Genomic DNA, 18,260 nt, shown 5'->3' with positions numbered 1-18,260 from the left:
CGTCCGTCCGATCTCAGGATTCTGCGTGCCGGGGAAGGCCGGTCCCGAACGCCGCGAGCGCGGTCGCCAGGTCCTGCGAGCCGCCGGCGTCGTGTCCGTTGTAGTCCCAGACCTTGATCTGCTTCGGGCCGGCGTAGGCGTGGTACGCGCCGAAGACGGTGGATGGCGGGCAGACGTCGTCCATCAGACCCGCGGAGAACCACGCCGGGGCGGTGGCCCGGCGGGCGAAGCCGATGGCGTCGAAGTACCCGAGGGTGCCGAACACCAGATCGACCGACGTGCGGTGTGCGGCCAGGTAGCGGCTGATCTCGTGGTAGGGATCGGTATCAGTGATCAGCGTCGCGCGGCGGATGTCGCAGAGGAAGGGCGCCTGTACGAATACCCCGGCCAGATCAGTCGCGAGACCGGCGACAGCCAACGCGATTCCGCCGCCCTGGCTCGCACCGAAGACGTTGACGCGCCGGGCATCGACCGCTTCATGCTGGCGCAACACCTCCACTGCCCGTACCGCATCGACGAAGACGCGCCGATAGAAGTACGTCTGCGGGCTCTCGATCCCCCGGGTGAGGAACCCCGGCGCGGACGGCCCGGAACCGGATGGATCCCCGGTGTCGCCGCCCGCGTACCCGCCGCCCTGGCCGCGTACGTCCACCAGCAGATGCGCGTAACCGGCGCTGGCCCAGAGCAGATCGTCCAACGCGTGGCCGCGTCCGCTTCCATAGCCGTGGAACTGCACTACCGCCGGCAGCGGACCGGAAACCGCACGCGGCAGCCGCAGCCACGCCCGGATCGGATCGCCTCCGAATCCGGCGAAGGTGACGTCGAAGACGTCGACCGTCAGCAGTCCCGTTTCGACCGGTACCAGCTTCACGTCCACAGGGATGTCGGCCGCTTCGGAGAGGGTGGCCTGCCAGAAATCGTCGAAGTCATCAGGCTCCTGATGAGCACTGCGATACTCCCACAGTCCCGGCGTGTCCAGATCGGTCAGCACAAGACCTCCAGATCCGCGCCGAGGTCCACCGAGGAACCGCGGGGCATCTGGATCTGGCTTCGCCTGCCTTGGTACTCCAGCTGAACCGGGCCGTCATCGCCGTGCAACCGGCGCACGGTCAACGCGGCGAGCCGGCCATCACTCCAGGCCAGGTCCACAGCCAGGCCGCCTCGGCAGCGGATGCCGCGACACGCGCCGTCGGGCCACTGCTCCGGCAGTGCCGGCAGGACCCTGATAACGCCGCCCTGGCTCTGCACCAGCATCTCCACCACCGCGGCCATCAGGCCGTAGTTCCCGTCCATCTGGAAGGGCGGGTGGGTGCTGAACAGGTTGGGCAGCAGCCCTCCCCACTCCGTGCCGGTGACCGGACCGGGCTGGTCCGGATCGCCGGGAAACGGCCGCGTGGCCTCCAGCAGCAGCTCGCGGGCCGTGGCGGCGTCACGGAGCCGAGCTCGCAGCGCGATCTTCCAGGACCAGGACCAGCCCATCGCCCCGGGTCCGCGGCCCTCCAGCGTGGCCAGCGCCGCACCGGCCAGCACCGGTGTCCGGTCCGGATCGATCTGGTCGAGCGGGTAGACGGCGATCATCTGGGACATGTGCCGGTGCTGCGGATCCTGCTCGACGTGGTCCTGGCCCCACTCCAGCAACCGGCCGTCGGCGGTCAGGCCCGGCGCCCGCAGCCGGGACAACGCGGTACTGATCTCGGCGCACACCGGATCCTCGACCGCGAGGAGTTCGGCGGCTGCCAGGCAGCGGATGAACAGGGCCCTGATCAAGGCCATGTCCATCGCCGTCGAGACCGACAGGGACTCGATCGTGCCCTCGGCCGAGATGAACAGGTTCTCCGGCGAGGTGGACGGGATCGTGTCGAGCAGCCCGTCCGGGCCCTCCACCAGCCAGTCCAGGCAGAACTCGGCACAGCCGCGCATCAGCGGCCAGGCACGCTGGCGCAAGAAGTCAAGGTCCTGATTGAATTCGTAGTGCTCCCACAGATGCTGGGTCAGCCAGACGCCGCCCATCATCCAGATCGCCCAGGACGGGCTCCCGTGCCCCATCCCGACCGGCAGCGCCCAGCCCCACATGTCAGTGTTGTGATGGGCCAGCCAGCCACGCGCGTCATAGAGCTGCCGGGCGACCGGCGCCCCGGTCTCCGAGAGCCGCTCGATCAGCCGGAACAGCGGGTCGTGGCACGCGCCGAGCCCGGCCGTCTCGGCGCCCCAGTAGTTCATCTGGGTATTGATGTTCAGGGTGTAGTTCGACGACCACGGCGGGCTGATCTCCCGGTTCCAGATGCCCTGCAACGTCGGCGGGGGTCCGCCGCCGGGCCGGGACGCCGAGGCCAGCAGATAGCGCCCGAGCTGGACGATCACGGTCGCCGTCAAGTGTTCGTCCTTGCCGGACAACACCTCCTCGGCCACGTCGAACGTCCCGGCGCGGCGCCCGCCGATCGTCAGTTCCATGCCGCCGAGCAGGGCACGCAGGTCGTTCTCGTGGTCGTGCAGCAGCTGATCGGTTCCGAGCCGCAGTGCCGCCTGGGCGTTGCGCGCGGCGCGGTCGCGGTGTCCTTCGCGGGACACCGGGCCGTTCCCCGACCAGAAGTCGGCGCCGCCGGTCGAGCTGGTCAGCACGAGCAGCAGGCGCGACAGTCCGGTCACGCGCGCGACGCCGTCGGCGACGTGCACGGTGCCGTCGGTGTCGAGCGCCATCGCGGCCACGGCGTACGGGTCGTAGCCGTCGACGGGGCCGTCGGAATATCGGTGCGGCTCGGCGGTCGGCTCGTGGGTCGGGGCGCCGTCCACGGGGATCTCGACGGCGATGCTCAAACCGGTGCGCTGCACGACCCGCAGCTCGGACGTGAGTTCGAGGTCGATGTCGGCGGTGCCCTCGGCGACTTCCAGCACGACGCACAGCGCACCGGCCGGCCGGCTCGCCCACGTCCGGCGAACAGCGCGCCGACCTCCGTCGAGAACCATCTCCTCGGCGACGACGCCGTTGTCGAGGTTGAGCGTCCGGCCGAGGTAGTCGCCCTCGCCGTCGAGCGACATCCACAGGTCGACGAACGGCAGGTACTCCTGGCTGTACCGGCCCTCGAAGGACATCAGCGACTGCTCGGCACGCCGGTAGTCCTGCGCCCGGATCGCCGCACGCACTTCTTCCAGCCGGTCCGGACCCGCACCGGCGGCCATAACGTCGGTGAGCCCCTCGGCCGGAGTCGAAGGGGTGCCGGACCAGACCGTGGAGTCGTTGATCTGCCAGTGGCCCAGCCGCCGGCCGCCAATGACTGTGGTGCCACAGACCATGGCGGCCAGCCGGCCGTTCCCGGCCGGCGCGGCCTCGAACCAGCTGTCCGCCGGTCGAGGCCACGCCAGCACCAGATCGTGAGAGGTCACAGCATGATCCGGTCGATGTCGGGCGAGTAGGTGTTCGAGTCGGGGCCGGTGAAGGTGATGGTGTTGGATCCGGCGCGCAGCGGCACCGAGATCGTCAGGGTGCCGACCGTGTTCCAGCCGCCGGTGCCGGGGGCCTGGATCGTGGTCTGCGCTCCGCCGTTCACGCTGTAGGTGAGCGGGCGGCCGTTGGTGTCGCCGTCGTCGTAGACCACGGTGACGGTGCGCGTGCCGGCCTTCGCGGCCTGCACGCCGGTGAACGTCAGGGCGCCCTCGTGTCCGAGGCTGCCGACCTTCTGCGAGCCGGAGCAGCCGCTGCACCCGCTGACGGCGGCGCCGCCGGACAGGACGTTGGTCGGCGACTCGGCCTCATACGACACCAGGCTTCCGCCGCTCGGTACGACCGTCAGCAGCCGCGAGCCGTGCGCCGGCAGGGTCGCGGAGAACTGGCCGGACATGGTGCCCAGGCTCTGGTGCGACCACAGGTCCCGCACCGTCGCCGAGCTGCCGGCGGCGATGCCCAGCGAAGAGAAGGGAGCGGTGACGGTGGCCGGCGCGGTGCCGAGGTTGAACAGCGCCACGGTGAGCGAGCCGTCGGGGTTGCGGCTGTACCAGACCTGCTGGTCGGTGTCCTGCGTCAGCGGCCGCGCCGGGTGCCCGGCCTGGTCGACCGCGATCACCTCGTCGTTGCTCAGCAGCGACAGGCCGTAGGAGTCGAGCTTGGTCAGGTCGTCGCCGGTGTACAGCGGCGCGGCCTCGATCGCCCACAGCGTCATGTAGCTCTGGCGCTCGTCGTCGGTGAGGCCGTCCATCGAGCCGACGCCGACGTCCAGGGAGTCCAGGTTGTTCCAGCCGCCGGGGCCGGCGTCGGCGATCCACGGGATGACGTCGGTCCAGCGTCCCACCACAGAGTTCTGCCAGGTCACCAGCGAGTTGCAGTAGCACTCGACGTCGGTGTCGATCCGCCAGCCGTTGGAGTACTGCTGCCAGGTCGCCACGTGCGCGTGGTCCAGCGACCAGGACAGGACGAACTGGATGTTCCGCCCGGTCTTCTTCAGGGCCTGGGACCAGGCGGCGACGTCGGTGGTGTTGTCGTAGTTGTTGCCGCTCTTCACCGACCCCGGCCCGACGCCGTCCAGCTTCAGGAAGTCCATGCCCCAGGAGGCCATGCGGTTGGCCTCGGAGTCGATGAACTTCTGCGCGCAGGGGTTGGAGAAGTCGATTTTGTAGGCGCTGTCCCAGCCGTTGGTGGTGCGCAGGTCGGGATAGACGATGTCATGGGTGTGGCACTGCGGCGCGCCGGCGATCGGGAAGTTGCCGGCCTGGTAGTCGGCGATCTCCAGCCCGACCGGCAGGTACAGGCCGAGCTTGAGGCCCTCCTTGTGGACGTGGTCGGCGACGGCCTTGATGCCGTCGGGGAAGCGCGTCGGGTCGGCCTTGGGGATGCCGTTGCCGTCGTACTCCGTCTTCCACTGGTCGTCCATCCACCAGCCGGCGTCGATGTTGACGTAGGTGTAGCCGTGCGACTTCAGCTTGGCGGCCATGACGTCGGCGTTCGCGAGCACCTCGGCTTCGGTGAGCGAGCCGCCCTGGCCGGCGGCGTTGACGCCGGGGGCGGTGGTGGACTCCAGGCTCCAGCTGCTCCAGCCCATGTAGGGCTTGGCGGCGACGGTGCCGCCGTTTGCATCCCGACCCGAACCGCCGGCGTTCCCGGACGCGCCCGCCGCGGCCGGGAGCTGGATCAGGCCGAGCGCCGGCAGCGTGCCGAGCAGGGCCGCGAGCACGGCCGCGCGGCGCGGCCGTTCGATACGTGTACGCATGCTGATTTCCCCTTCGGTGACCCCCGCGAACGACGAGAACAGATACAGGTACAGCTCAGGTCTTGCTCGCCCCGATGGTCAGGCCGCCCACGAAGTGGCGCTGCAGGACCAGATAGATGGCCAGCGTCGGGACGCAGGTCATCAAGGCCCCGGCGGCGATGAGGTTGGGATTGGTGAAGTACTCGCCGGACAGCCCGGCCAGGGCCGAGGTGACCGGACGCTTGTCCCCGGTCTCCATGAGGATCAGCGACCAGAAGAAGTCGTTGTAGATCCAGATGGACTCCAGCGTGGCCAGCGCGGCGAACGCCGGCCGGCACAGCGGCAGGATGATCTGGAAGTACTGCCGCCACACCGGCGCGCCGTCCACCAGCGCCGCCTCGCTGATCTCCCGCGGGATCGTGCGCATGTAGTTGCTGAGCACGAAGACGCAGAAGCCGCACTGGTAGGCGACGTGGATGGTGATGACGCCGAACGCCGAGTCGTAGAAGTACCCTGATCCGCTCAGGAAGCTCGGCAGAGGCAGTTGCAGGTAGAGCTTGTACAGCGGAGTGATGATCACCTGGGCCGGCAGCAGGTTCCCGGCGGTGAACAGCATCAGCAGCGCGATGTTGAACCGGAAGTCGAACCGGGAGACGAAGAACGCCACGGCCGAGGCGAACAGCAGGGTCAGCAGCACCGCCGGGACGGTGATCAGCAGGCTGTTCCAGAAGAAGTGCGGCATCCCGGACTGGTCGAAGGCGGTGCTGAAGTTGTCGAAGCTCAACCCGTGCGGCCAGCTCAGATAGCCGTGTTCGGCGGTGTCGGAGTAGGACCGCAGCGAGGTGAACAGCGCCCACAGCAGCGGGATCAGCCAGCCGATCGAGACGGTTGCCAGGAACACGTGCCGGCCGATCCCGCGCGGCTTGCGGGTTCCGGACGGCGCGCTGCCCTTTTTGCCCGTCCGGCCGGCCCGGGCCGCCGTCGGTGAACTCGATGAAGCCTTGGGCAGGCCGGTCCCGGTGGTGGTGGTCATGCCTGGCGCTCCTTCCGGAAGTTCTGCACGAGGAAGGTGACGATCGCGCCGAGCGACACCACCAGCAGCACGGTGGCCAGCGCCGAGCCGTACCCCGGACGGGGCGACTCGCCGACGGTGTTGTTGGTGATCAGCAGGGACAGCAGCTCCATGCCCTGTTTGCTGCCGTTGTTGCCGGAGAGCACGTAGACCATGTCGAAGGCGCGCAGCGACTCCATCACCGTGATGACGATGATCGTCACGTTGATCGGCTTCATCGCCGGCACGATCACCCGCAGGAAGGTCTGCCGGCCGTTGGCGCCGTCGATCGCGGCGGCCTCGCGCAACGAGGGGTCGACGCTCTTCAGGCCGGCCAAGTACAGGATCATCACGTAGCCGGTGTGCCGCCACGCCGAGGCCACCAGCACCGCCCACAGGTTCAGGTGCGGGTTGCCGAGCCAGTCGATGTAGTGCTTGCCGGAGGGGTTGTTGGTCCCCAGCGCGCTGTTGAGCAATCCGTGGTCCGGGTCGTAGATGATCTCCCAGATGAACCCGACGACGGCCGTGGACAGCACCACCGGCAGGAAGATGGCCATCTGGTAGACCCGGCTGAACCGGATCTTGCGGTCCAGTTGGTAGGCCAGGAAGATGCCGGCCGGCGTGGGCACCAGCGCGGTGAACACCATCCAGATGACGTTGTGCTCCACGGCCGGCCAGAACGGCGGGTAGTTCGTGAAGATGTTCTTGTAGTTCTGCAGGCCGACCCAGTGGATCGAGTCGAACCCGATGCCGTCCCACTGGGTGAAGGAGATCCCGACCGAGGCCAGCGCCGGGAGCCAGACGAAGGCGAGCAGCGCGAGCAGCGGCACCCCGATCAGCACTGCCAGGAACGCCTTGTCCCCGACCGACAGCACCCGCATGCGGGAGCCGCGCCGTGGTGCCCTGGACTTGGCGTTCTTGCCGGTCACTTCGGCTGTGAGGGCCATGCCACTCCCCTTTCCGGCCATTTCCGACCGATCCGCTCGCCGGCCGCCATCAGGACGTGAAGTACTGGGAGCGCTGCGATTCGATCTTCTTCAGCGTGGACGCGCCGTCGTCGGGCGAGGCCAGCCACTGCGCGAATCCGGGTTCGACGACGGCGGAGATGAAGCCGGGGTCGCTGTCCCGGTCGCCGAACTGGGTGATGTACTTCGCCGAGGCGATCAGCTGCGCCGACTTCTGCTGGAGCGCGTTGTACTTGCCGGCGTCGGCCTTGGTGCTGGCCCCGACGTTGCTCGGGTCGACACCGGCGTAAACCGTTTCAGCGGCCGGGGTGCCGATCCACTCGAGCATCTTCTTGGCCGCGTCGGCGTGCTTGGCCTTGGCGCTCAGCACGAACCCGTCGGTGGGCGCCTCGACGGCGTCCTGGCCGTGGGTCGGGTCGATGGCCGGGAAGGGGAAGAAGTCCATGTCGTCGCGCAGCGTCTCGTCGGTGATGGCCTGGCCCATGAACAGGCCGGTGACCGTCATCCCGGACTTCTTGTCGAACACCGACTGCGCCGCGTCCTGCCACTTGCGCCCGGAGGCGCCGGCCTGGTTGAACGCCGCGATCTGCCGCCAGTGGTCCATCACGGCGTTCAGACGCGGGTCGGACCAGGAGACCTTGCCGCCCATCAGCTGCATGTGGAAGTCGTAACCGTTGATCCGCAGGTTGAGATAGTCGAAGGTGCCCAGGTTGGTCCAGGAGTCGCCGCCGCCGAAGCCGGCCGCGAGCGGGGACAGGCCGTCCTTCTTCATCTGGCCGCACAGCGCAACGAAGCTGTCCCAGTCGGCCGCCGGCTGGTAGCCCTTGGCCTGGAACAGGCTCTTCCGGTAGAAGACGCCCCACGGGTAGTTGTAGAGCGGGACGAAGTAGGCCTTGCCGTCCAGGCCCAGGCTCAGCTTCTTCGCGGCGTCGGAGAAGTTGGCGCCGATGGCGTCCCAGACGTCGTCGATCGGGTGCAGCAGGTTCTTCTGCGCGAAGAACTGCATGCGGTAGCCGGCGAACCAGGTGACCACGTCCTCCGGGGTGCCCTGGAGGTAGGCGGTGATCTGCTGGGCGAAGCTGTTGTGGTCCAGGACGTTGGTGCGGACCTGCATGCCGCTGGCGGCGGTGAACGCGGTGGTGAGGGCGCCGTACGCCTTGCGGGGCGTGGGGTCGGAGCCGTCGGAGCCGAACGTCACCTGGCTGCCGCCTCCGCCGCCGCTGCCGGAGGAGGCCGAGGCGGTGCTCTTGGCGCAGGCGTCCAGGGCGGGGGCGGCGAGCAGCAGGCCCGCGCCGCCTATCGCGCCGCGCAGCAGGCTGCGGCGGCCTATGCCGTCTATACGATCTGTGGGTGAAGCGCTTGATCCACGGGACATGACGTCCTCCTGAATGAGGGAATGCGGGTATGAGAGGTCACCCGCTCGGCAGAGCGGGTCCCCGTGGTGCGTGGGTGATGTGTGGTTTTCGCCCGTGCCGATACGGCCGGTGGCTAGCGGCGAGCCGGTGCGAACAGCGACTGGATGCCGACCGCGGCGGCGCCGCGAGCCCATTCCTCGAACGGCAGCGGCCGGATGGTGAGCGGAGCGCGGGCCGCGGCACCGAAGGCGTGGGTGGCGTACGCCTCGCGGATCTCGGTCTCGAACAGGTCGTAGGCGTCCAGGCCCTCGCCGGAGACCACGATCCGCTCCGGGCCGATCAGGTTGACCACGGCCGTGATGCCCAGGCCGATCGCGGTGCCCGCCTCGGAGAACAGGGCGCGCACCTCTTCCGAACCGGCCGACCCGGACCGGGCGAGCTCGGCGGCCTCAGTGAAGGTGAGGTCGCCGCGCCCGGTCAGCTGCCGGGCCCGGCCGACGATCGCCTCGGTGGCGGCGATCGCCTCGACACAGCCCCGGGCGCCGCAGTGGCAGACCGGGCCTGAGGCGTCGACACAGATGTGGCCGACCTCGCCGGCCACCCCGTACGCGCCGGACAGCAGCCGGCCGCCGGTGACGATGCCGCAGCCGATGCCGGCCCCGACGGTGACCAGGGTGAAGTCGTCGGTGCCCACGCCCTCGCCGAACCAGTGCTCGGCGACTGTGAGCGCTTTGACATCGTTCTGGACCACCACGGCCAGACCGGTGGCCTCGCCCACCGGGCCGGCCAGGTCCACGTTCTCCCAGCCCAGCAGCGGGGACAGCCGGACCAGCCCTTCGGCCTGGTCCACGTCGCCGGAGACGGCCAGTCCCAGGCAGCGCGTCTTGGCCCGCACCCGCGGATCGGAGTCGAGCAGTTCGCCGGCCAGGACGGTGAGGGTGTCCAGGACGGTGGCCGGCTCGCAGTCCGGCAGGGAGCGGTGCGCCGAGGTCCGGATCCGGGCCTTCAGATCGCAGACCACGCCGATCACCTCGTCGGCGGTGACCTTCATCCCGAGGACGAACTCCCGGTCGGGGGTGATCGCCAGCGGGCTGACCGGGCGGCCGGCGCCGGGCGCGGTCCGTTCGGAGTCCAGTTCGTGCAGGTAGCCGTCGTCGAGGAAGGGCCGGGCGGCCTTGGTCACGGCGGCCGAGGAGATGCCGAGCCGCCGCGCCAGATCGACCCGGCTGAGCGGGCCCTCGGTCAGGACCATGGCCAGCACGGCGGTCGCGGCCGGGGTGGCGGCCAGCGGCTGGGGTGATCTGTTCGGAGACACGGCGGAAACGTAACGCTGATTAATTTCTTTCGTCAAGTATTGATTTCAGGCCGCGGCCCGCCCTACGCTCACCACCGCTTAGTGATCTGCTCTTCAATCTGCTCCGCGATCTTCTCTTAGATCTGCCTTCGGCCTGCCTGGTGAGGTTGACCTGTGCGTGTTCCCCCGCAATCTGTGACCTACGACCCCGCACGCGGCAGCTGGCTGCTGACCACACCCCGCACCCGCTACGTGATCCGCGAGGATCCCGACGGCAGTCCCCGCCACGTCGCGTGGGGCACGCACGAGGCCGTCGAGGCGTCACCGCGGCCCGCACTCACCAACAGCTTCGACGGCGACGGCACGGCCGACGAGCTCGGCATCGAGACCGGCGCCCGCTTCGGCCCGGCGGGCCTGCAGATCCGCTTCGCCGACGGCACCCGCGGCGCGCAGTGGGGCCGCGCCGGCCACGAGATCGACGGCGGGCACCTGGTGATCGCGCTGCACGACCGCCGCTATCCGCTGCGCGCCGAGCTGCACTACCGGGTACGCCCGGACACCGACGTCATCGAGCGCTGGACCGTCCTGATCAACGACGGCGGCGAACCGGTCACCGTCGGCCGCGCCGACTCCGCGGCCTGGACCCTCCCGCCGCTCGCCGACTACCGGATGAGCCACCTGGTCGGCACCTGGAACCAGGAGTTCCAGCTGCGCCGGACCCCGGTCCCGGTCGCCGAGACCGTGTTCACCAGCCGGCGCGGACTGACCAGCCACCACGCCAACCCCTGGCTCGCCGTCGACGACGGCACCGCCGAGGAGGACCGCGGCGCGGTCTGGAGCGCGGCGCTGGCCTGGAGCGGGAGCTGGCGGATCGCGCTGCACCGCGACCCCACCGACCGGGTAACCTTCACCGGCGGCCTCGGCCACGAGGGCCTGAGCTGGACCCTGGGCCCGGGTCAGAGCCTCCAGACCCCGGTGTTCGCCGGGGTGCACACCGTCGACGGGTTCGGCGGCGCCACCCGGGCCTGGCACGACTACCTGCGGCGGTACGTCATCCCGACGCCGGCCGAGGACCGGCCGGTGGTCTACAACTCCTGGGAGGCGACCGGCTTCGCCGTGGACGAGGCCGGACAGCTGCGCCTGGCCGAGGCCGCCGCGCAGCTGGGCGTCGAGCTGTTCGTGCTCGACGACGGCTGGTTCGGCGGCCGCCGCGACGACACCGCGGGCCTGGGCGACTGGCAGCCGTATCAGGGCGCGTTCCCCCAGGGCCTCGGGCCGCTCGTGGAGAAGGTGCACCAGCTCGGCATGCGGTTCGGACTCTGGGTCGAACCGGAGATGGTCAACGCCGACAGCGACCTGTACCGCGCGCACCCCGACTGGGTGCTGCACACCCCGAGCCGCGACGCGACCGAACTGCGCCAGCAGCTGATGCTGGACCACGGCCGGCCGGAGGTGGAACGGTGGGCCCACCAGTGGCTGGACCGGCTCGTCCGCGACAACGGCATCGACTTCCTGAAATGGGACGCCAACCGGGCCGTCACCGACGCCGGCCGACCCGGCCACCCCGACCCGGACCGGCTGTGGATCGACCACACCCGAGCCGTCTACCGCATCATGGACCGCCTGCGCACCGACCACCCGCACCTGCGCATCGAGGCCTGCGCGGGCGGCGGCGGCCGCGCCGACGCCGGCGTCCTGGCCCGCACCGACCAGATCTGGACCTCGGACAACACCGATCCGGTGGACCGCCTGGGCATCCAGCACGGCTTCAGCCAGTACTTCCCCGCGCAGGTCATGGCCGCCTGGATCACCGACAGCCCGAACATCGCCACCGGCCGCAGCACCCCCCTGCGCTTCCGGTTCCACGTCTCCATGGCCGGCGCCCTCGGCATCGGCGGCAAGCTGACCGAGTGGAGCAAGGAAGAGCTGACCGAGGCCGCCGACCTGGTCGCGACGTACAAGCGCATCCGCAGCGTCGTGCAGCACGGAGTACTGCACCGACCTACAACCGAAGGCCACACGACAGCGGTGCACTACGCATCGGCCGACGGCGACGAGCACGTGGTCATCGCCTGGCGGCCGCAGACCGGCGCCGGACTGCCGAATCCCGTGGTGCGGCTGACCGCGCTCGACGGCGATGCGGAGTATTACGACGTCGATCGGGACGTGCGCATCAGCGGGGCGACGGCGCGCGCCGGACTGGCGCTTGAGCTGCCGGAGGGGGATTACGCCAGTACGGTGCTGCATTTGCGGCGGGGGTAGGGCGTGAGGCAGCCGGTCGGGCTACGGCAAGGGTGACAATCTTGAGTCATGGAACCGTGGACTCCGCCGGAGAAAATGATCAGCGACCTGCGACACTTGCTCAACGAGTGGGATCCGATCGGTGTAGCTGATCTCGTCGCGGATGAGTACGACTGCCTCATCGATCCGCTCCTCGAACGGCTCCGCGACGGCTCCGGCCGACGTGAGGTCGAGGAGTTCCTCCGGCACGAGGTGACCGATCACTTCGGCTTGGAGCCGGTTCTCGCCGAGATAGGCGCGGTCGCCGAGCGGCTGGTCGAGTGGTGGGCGGTTTCCGGCCGTGCCGAGTCACAAGCAGCGACCGGCGGCAGCTGACGCGGCCCGGATCCCGCAAACCCTGCGCGAAGCCGTGCGCGGGCGTCAGTCGGCGAGGCGGAAAGCGAACTCCGTGACCAGCTCCGCGCCGGGAGGCTGCGTGCCCGGCTCCGACAAGACGCTCGCCAGCCGGCAGCCCCACGCGTCGCCTTCCGGGGTCGGGGTCGTGTCCCAGACCAGTTCCCGTCCGGCGGCCCATTCCAGGATCGCGGTGATGACATCTATATGGGTGTCGGGCGCGCCGGTGTGCGTGTAGGCCACGTAACGGCCCGCCGGCAGCACGCCGGCGCGGACCTCGCCGGCCGCTTCGCCGCCGGCCACGTCGACAGCCGTCGCGACGGGAACCCCGGCCTCGACCTCGAGCCGCCGGAACATGTCGATGACGTGGTACCGGAAGTACGGCGGGCCGGCCGGTTCGAGCCCCTGGGCGGCCAGCCAGGTCAGGACCTCTGGCAGTCGCCGCTCGACGATGTCGAACGTCTCCAGCGTGACCACCTCGGTGATCCCGACACAGGGCTGTTCGGCGCGGTGCTCGACGACGGGCTGTGTGGTCAGGGAAGCAGTCATGCCCGCACCCTACGGATCGCCTCGGACAAAAATGCCTCAGACAAAAATGCCTCAGCCAATGCGGCCGCGCGAGGGCGTCCACCGACCGGCCTCCTCGGCTTGCGGCCCCGGCGCGACCTGTCACGCTCGGGACCATGGGTTCACGTCCCGTTGTCCCGAGCGACCGGCAGGGCTTCAACCGGCGCTGGTTCGCCCCGAATCTCGAGACGGTCTACATCCCCGAGAACGATGCCGAGGCGGTCGCACAGGTCGGCGAAGCGATCTCGCGGTACGGCCGCGATGTCAAAGTCGTGTCGGGGCGTCATTGCTACGAGGACTTCATCTACAACGACTCGACCAAGGCCGTGGTGGACATGGCCGCGATGAACCGGGTCGGCTGGGATGAGCAACGGTCCGCCTACTTCGTCGAGGCGGGGTGCGAGAACTGGACCGTCTACCGGACTCTGCTGAACGCCTACAACAAGACCCTGCCCGCAGGGAGCTGCTACTCCGTCGGCGCCGGGGGCCACATCACCGGCGGCGGGTACGGGCTCCTGTCGCGGCTGCACGGGCTGACCGTCGACCTCCTCACCGGGGTCGACATCGTGACCTGGAACGCGAAGTCGGACAGCGCCGAGCTGCACCACGTGGCGGCGACGAGCCCCTCGCAGGACGAGCGCGACCTGTTCTGGGCCCTGCAGGGCGCCGGCTGCGGCAACTTCGGCGTCATCCTGCGCTACTACTTCGACGCGCTGCCCGACGCGCCGGAGTTCGCCTCGATCTTCACCCTGTCCTGGGACTGGCCGACGATCGACCCGGCGTCGTTCGAGAACCTGCTCGCGGTCTACACGCAGTACGTGACCGAAATGCCCGAGACGCAGTTCAGCCTGCTGAAGCTCACGCACGTGTCGGCCGGGCAGATCGGCATGGTGGTCCAGGCCGTGTCGGCCGAGGGCGCCACCCTGCTGGACCACCGCGCCGAGGTCGAGCGACGGTATACCGAGGCGCGGACGCTGTTCGGAACGGTCGCCGAGCCCACACCGCTGCGCGCCCCGCTCGGCGGCCATCCGGGATGGATGACGGCGCCCATGGGGACCTACAGCGTCCAGCAGGTCACCTACCTCGAAGCGTTGCAGACGATGAACAGCTCCGGGCCGAATCAGTTCGGCAAGTACAAGTCCGCGTACATGAACAAGGCCTTCCCCTCGAATCAGATCAATGCGATCTACCGCTGGCTCCACACGACGCCGAAGGGTGTCGACGACGCGGACATGAACCAGAGCCTGTTGCAGGTCGACAGCTACGGAGGGGCCGTCAACCGGGTGGCCCCCGACGCGACCGCGGTCCCCCAACGCGACTCGATCATGAAGTTGCAGTACCAGACCTACTGGCTCAACTCCGCGCGCCCCGGCGAGGGCGACCATCCGCCCTACGACGTCCAGTCCGACGCCCACCTGGAGTGGATCAACGACTTCTACCGGGACGTCTACGCCGACTACGGCGGGACGCCCGACCCGGCCAACGACCCGAGCGGAACGGTCGCCGGCGCGTACTACAACTATCCGGACAACGTCCTGGGCACCCACTCCCGGGGCGACGTCGACGACGCGCTGCGGCTGTACTTCCTCGACAACTTCCGGAGCAACGAACGGAACCTCGTCGCCGTGAAGCACCGCTGGGATCCGGCGGACGTCTTCCACCACGAGCAGTCGATTCCGGTGGAGTGAGGCATTCAGAGCCATCCAAAGCAGGGACCGGTCCGGGATTGGCCCGGACGCGGTACAACCGGGGCCCTCCGGGTCGACACGCCCGGGTCGGCTATGGACGAATAGAGCACATGGACAGACGAATAGAGCACACGGACGATGGAGCGGCAACCCCGGCGACCGGTCTGCCGGAGCGGATCCGGGCGTGCTTGTTCGACCTCGACGGCGTCCTGACGGAGACCGCTAAGGTCCATGCCGCGGCCTGGAAGCAGATGTTCGACACCTACCTGCGCTCCCGTCCGGGACCGTTCGTCCCCTTCGATCCGAAGGACGACTACGACACCTACGTCGACGGCAAGACCAGGGCCGACGGGACCCGCTCGTTCCTGGAGTCGCGGCACATCGAGCTGCCGGAGGGCTCCCCCGACGACAAGCCGGGCACCGAGACGGTCAACGGCCTGGGCAACGCCAAGAACGAGATCGTGCTGGATCTGCTCAAGACCGACGGCGTCCACGTCTACCCCGGCTCGGTCCGCTACCTGAAGGCCGTCCGCGACGCCGGGCTGCACCGCGCGGTGGTCTCCTCCAGCGCCAACTGCAAAAGCGTCCTGGAGGCCGCCGGCATCGCCGACATGTTCGAGGTCCGCATCGACGGCGTGACCATCGCCGAGGAGGACCTGCCGGGCAAGCCCGCCCCGGACACCTACCTGGCGGCGGCCAAGAAGCTGGGTGTGGAGCCCGATCAGGCCGCGGTCTTCGAGGACGCGCTGGCCGGCGTGCAGGCCGGCCGGGACGGCCGTTTCGGGTTCGTGGTCGGCGTGGACCGGATCGGGCAGGCCGAGGAACTGCGCAAGCACGGCGCCGACACGGTCGTGACCGACCTGGCCGATCTGCTGGCCGAAAACACCGACCAGGGCGGCAAAGCATGATCAGTCACTCGTTCTACGCCGTCGAGCCCTGGAGCCTGCGCGAGACCGAGTTCGACCTCGACGTCCTGGGCCAGAGCGAATCGGTCTTCGCCCTGGGCAACGGCCACATCGGCTGGCGGGGCAACCTCGACGAGGGCGAGCCGCACGGCCTGCCCGGCTCCTACCTCAACGGCGTCTACGAGTCCCATCCGCTGCCCTACGCCGAGGCCGCGTACGGCGACCCGGAGGCGGGCCAGACCGTCATCAACGTCACCAACGGCAAGGTGATCCGCCTGCTGGTCGACGACGCGCCGTTCGACCTGCGCTACGGACACGTCCTGGAGCACGAGCGCGTGCTGGACTTCCGCACCGGCCTGCTGGAGCGCCGGGTGACGTGGGAGTCCCCGGGCGGCAAGAAGGTGAAGGTGCACTCGCGCCGGCTGGTGTCGATGACCCAGCGCGCGATCGCGGCGATCTGCTACGAGGTCGAGGCCGTCGACGAGATGTGGGTGGTGGTCCAGTCCGAACTGGTCGCCAACGAGGCGCTCCCCCACATCTCCGGCGATCCCCGGACCTCGGCCGTCCTGGACTCGCCGCTGGTGCCGGAGGAGCACAGCAGCCGGCCCAGCGGCGCGGTGCTGGTGCACCAGACCGCCGTGAGCGGGCTGCGGGTCGCCGCCGCCATGGGCCATCAGGTCCAGGCGCCGCCCTCGCTGGACGAGACCGTGGAGTGTTTCGAGGACCTGGCCCGGTACACGGTGACGGCCGTGCTGAAGCCGGGAGAACGGGTGCGGCTGGTCAAGTACGTCGCCTATGGGTGGTCGCAGGCACGGTCCGAGCCCGCGGTACGGGCCCAGGTGGAGGGCGCGCTGAACGCCGCGGCCCGAACCGGATGGGACGGTCTGGTCAGCGAGCAGCGCGAGTACCTCGACAACTTCTGGGCGCGCGCCGACGTCGAGGTCGAGGGGGACGCCGAGATCCAGCAGGCGGTGCGCTTCGGGCTGTTCCACGTGCTGCAGGCCGGCGCCCGGGCCCAGGGCCGGGCCATCCCGGCCAAGGGGCTGACCGGGACCGGGTACGACGGCCACGCCTTCTGGGACACCGAGACCTTCGTCCTCCCGGTGCTGACATACACCCTGCCCGAAGCCGCCGCCGAAGCCCTGCGCTGGCGCCACGACACGCTGCCGATGGCCCAGGAGCGGGCCGGCCAACTCGGCCTGAAGGGCGCCGCGTTCCCCTGGCGCACCATCGCCGGCGCCGAGTGTTCAGGCTACTGGCCGGCCGGCACCGCGGCCTTCCACGTCGGCGCCGACATCGCCGACGCGGTGACCCGCTACATCGCCGCCACCGGCGACGACGACTTCGAGCAGACGATCGGGCTGGACCTGCTGATCCAGACGGCCCGCCTGTGGCGCTCGCTGGGCCACCACGACGCCCGCGGCCGCTTCCGCATCGACGGCGTCACCGGACCCGACGAGTACAGCGCGATCGCGGACAACAACGTCTATACGAACCTGATGGCGAAGCACAATCTGCTCGCGGCCGCCGAGGTGGCCGAGCGCCACTCCGACCGGGCGCTGGAGGCCGGCGTCGACGCCGAGGAGGCGGCCTCCTGGCGGGACGCGGCGGCGGCTATGTACATCCCCTACGACGACGTCCTCGACGTCCACCCCCAGGCCGAAGGCTTCACCTCGCACGAGATCTGGGACTTCGCCGACACCCCGCCGGAGCAGTACCCGCTGCTGCTGCACTTCCCCTACTTCGACCTCTACCGCAAGCAGGTCGTCAAGCAGGCGGACCTGGTCCTGGCGATGTATCTGCGCCCCGACGCCTTCACCGACGGACAGAAGGCCCGCAACTTCGCCTACTACGAAGCACTCACCGTCCGGGACTCCTCCCTGTCGGCGTGCGTCCAGGCGGTGATGGCCGCCGAGGTCGGGCACCTGCAACTGGCCGAGGACTACCTGGCCGAGGCAGCGCTGATGGACCTGGACGACCTGGAGCACAACACGCGCGACGGACTGCACGTCGCCTCCCTGGCCGGCACCTGGATCGCCCTGGTCGCCGGCCTGGCCGGCATGCGCGAACACGAGGACACGCTCGCCTTCCGCCCCCGCCTGCCCTCGGGCATCACGCGGCTGGCGGTCAACCTCGCCCTGCGCGGAAGCAGGATCCGCGTGGAGATCACGGCGGAAACAGTCACGTATCAGCTGCTGGAAGGCCCCGCGCTGAAGATCCTGCACCACGGCGACCCGATCACCCTCGCCGAGGACAGCCCGGTCACCCGGTCCATCGCCCGGATCCCCCCGACAACCCCGCCGCATCAGCCGCAGGGGCGCGAGCCGCGGCGGCGGGAGGCGGGATCGATGGTGGGGCCGATCGAGGCGGACCGGCCTAGTGCGCGGCGGTCTCCGGCTTAGGTCCGGCCGGATCGGCCGCGCCCTTGCCCACCGGTCGGTATCGTCGCCATCGGTTATCGCCATCGCCATCGCCATCAGATTCGCCATCGGATTCGCCATCAGAGCGAGGCGGAAATCGCTGGGCGAACTAGAGGGCTTTCGGATCGGGTGTCGCGGGTTGTAGGTCGAGTCCGGTCTTGGCGATGAAGCCGGCCAGGGTGCCTGGCCGGTACTGGAGACGGC

Annotated in this window: 13 protein-coding genes; 5 read left to right on the top strand and 8 right to left on the bottom strand. The window is 69.5% G+C overall.

From position 1 onward, the window contains the following. Window positions 1-13: 13 nt before the first annotated feature. From ABIA35_RS10125 to ABIA35_RS10095, 7 genes are all read right to left on the bottom strand, one after another. Window positions 14-988 (bottom strand): acetylxylan esterase, encoded by a 975-nt coding sequence (locus ABIA35_RS10125; RefSeq protein WP_370357959.1) that lies wholly within the window; start codon window positions 986-988, stop codon window positions 14-16. After that, a complete protein-coding gene (locus tag ABIA35_RS10120) occupies window positions 985-3,381 on the bottom strand; it encodes a glycoside hydrolase N-terminal domain-containing protein (protein ID WP_370357641.1) in 2,397 nt (798 codons plus the stop codon). The genes ABIA35_RS10125 and ABIA35_RS10120 overlap by 4 nt, the downstream gene beginning before the upstream one ends. Beyond that, window positions 3,378-5,198 carry a carbohydrate-binding protein gene (locus ABIA35_RS10115; protein WP_370334086.1) on the bottom strand — a complete coding sequence of 607 codons (1,821 nt, stop codon included), beginning with the start codon at window positions 5,196-5,198 and terminating at the stop codon, window positions 3,378-3,380. The genes ABIA35_RS10120 and ABIA35_RS10115 overlap by 4 nt, the downstream gene beginning before the upstream one ends. A gap of 55 nt (window positions 5,199-5,253) precedes the next feature. Beyond that, a complete protein-coding gene (locus tag ABIA35_RS10110; protein ID WP_370334085.1) occupies window positions 5,254-6,210 on the bottom strand; it encodes a carbohydrate ABC transporter permease in 957 nt (318 codons plus the stop codon). After that, complete coding sequence (locus ABIA35_RS10105; RefSeq protein WP_370334084.1) at window positions 6,207-7,175, bottom strand: carbohydrate ABC transporter permease; 969 nt, start codon at window positions 7,173-7,175, stop codon at window positions 6,207-6,209. Before ABIA35_RS10105 ends, ABIA35_RS10110 begins: the two co-directional genes overlap by 4 nt. Window positions 7,176-7,224: 49 nt before the next feature. After that, complete coding sequence (locus ABIA35_RS10100; RefSeq protein ID WP_370357640.1) at window positions 7,225-8,568, bottom strand: ABC transporter substrate-binding protein; 1,344 nt, start codon at window positions 8,566-8,568, stop codon at window positions 7,225-7,227. A 113-nt stretch (window positions 8,569-8,681) separates the two neighbouring features. Then, window positions 8,682-9,863: an ROK family protein gene (locus ABIA35_RS10095; protein ID WP_370334082.1), complete on the bottom strand. Its 1,182-nt coding sequence runs from the start codon at window positions 9,861-9,863 to the stop codon at window positions 8,682-8,684. A gap of 174 nt (window positions 9,864-10,037) precedes the next feature. Here ABIA35_RS10095 and ABIA35_RS10090 point away from each other — a divergent pair, with 174 nt between their 5' ends. Together ABIA35_RS10090 and ABIA35_RS10085 are read left to right on the top strand one after the other, a co-directional pair. Continuing rightward, on the top strand, window positions 10,038-12,104 hold the full coding sequence (locus ABIA35_RS10090) for an alpha-galactosidase (RefSeq protein WP_370357639.1): 2,067 nt from the start codon (window positions 10,038-10,040) through the stop codon (window positions 12,102-12,104). A gap of 75 nt (window positions 12,105-12,179) precedes the next feature. Next, on the top strand, window positions 12,180-12,458 hold the full coding sequence (locus tag ABIA35_RS10085) for a hypothetical protein (protein WP_370357638.1): 279 nt from the start codon (window positions 12,180-12,182) through the stop codon (window positions 12,456-12,458). A 45-nt stretch (window positions 12,459-12,503) separates the two neighbouring features. Here ABIA35_RS10085 and ABIA35_RS10080 read toward each other — a convergent pair whose 3' ends face one another. Next, window positions 12,504-13,025 carry a GyrI-like domain-containing protein gene (locus tag ABIA35_RS10080; protein ID WP_370357637.1) on the bottom strand — a complete coding sequence of 174 codons (522 nt, stop codon included), beginning with the start codon at window positions 13,023-13,025 and terminating at the stop codon, window positions 12,504-12,506. A gap of 134 nt (window positions 13,026-13,159) precedes the next feature. On the opposite strand from ABIA35_RS10080, the gene ABIA35_RS10075 reads away from it, so the two are divergent. The 3 genes from ABIA35_RS10075 (at window position 13,160) to ABIA35_RS10065 (ending at window position 18,038) form a co-directional block, all read left to right on the top strand. Continuing rightward, window positions 13,160-14,731, top strand: a complete 1,572-nt coding sequence (locus ABIA35_RS10075; protein ID WP_370357636.1) for an FAD-binding protein — start codon at window positions 13,160-13,162, stop codon at window positions 14,729-14,731. 110 nt (window positions 14,732-14,841) lie between these two features. Continuing rightward, window positions 14,842-15,639, top strand: a complete 798-nt coding sequence (locus tag ABIA35_RS10070; RefSeq protein WP_370357635.1) for an HAD family hydrolase — start codon at window positions 14,842-14,844, stop codon at window positions 15,637-15,639. Then, window positions 15,636-18,038 (top strand): glycoside hydrolase family 65 protein, encoded by a 2,403-nt coding sequence (locus tag ABIA35_RS10065; protein ID WP_370357634.1) that lies wholly within the window; start codon window positions 15,636-15,638, stop codon window positions 18,036-18,038. The genes ABIA35_RS10070 and ABIA35_RS10065 overlap by 4 nt, the downstream gene beginning before the upstream one ends. Window positions 18,039-18,260 lie beyond the last annotated feature (222 nt).

This window comes from Catenulispora sp. MAP12-49, assembly GCF_041262705.1.
Classification (GTDB): Bacteria; Actinomycetota; Actinomycetes; order Streptomycetales; family Catenulisporaceae; genus Catenulispora.
The sequence above is the reverse complement of the archived record's forward strand: the minus strand, read 5'-3'. Positions and strand labels throughout refer to the sequence as shown.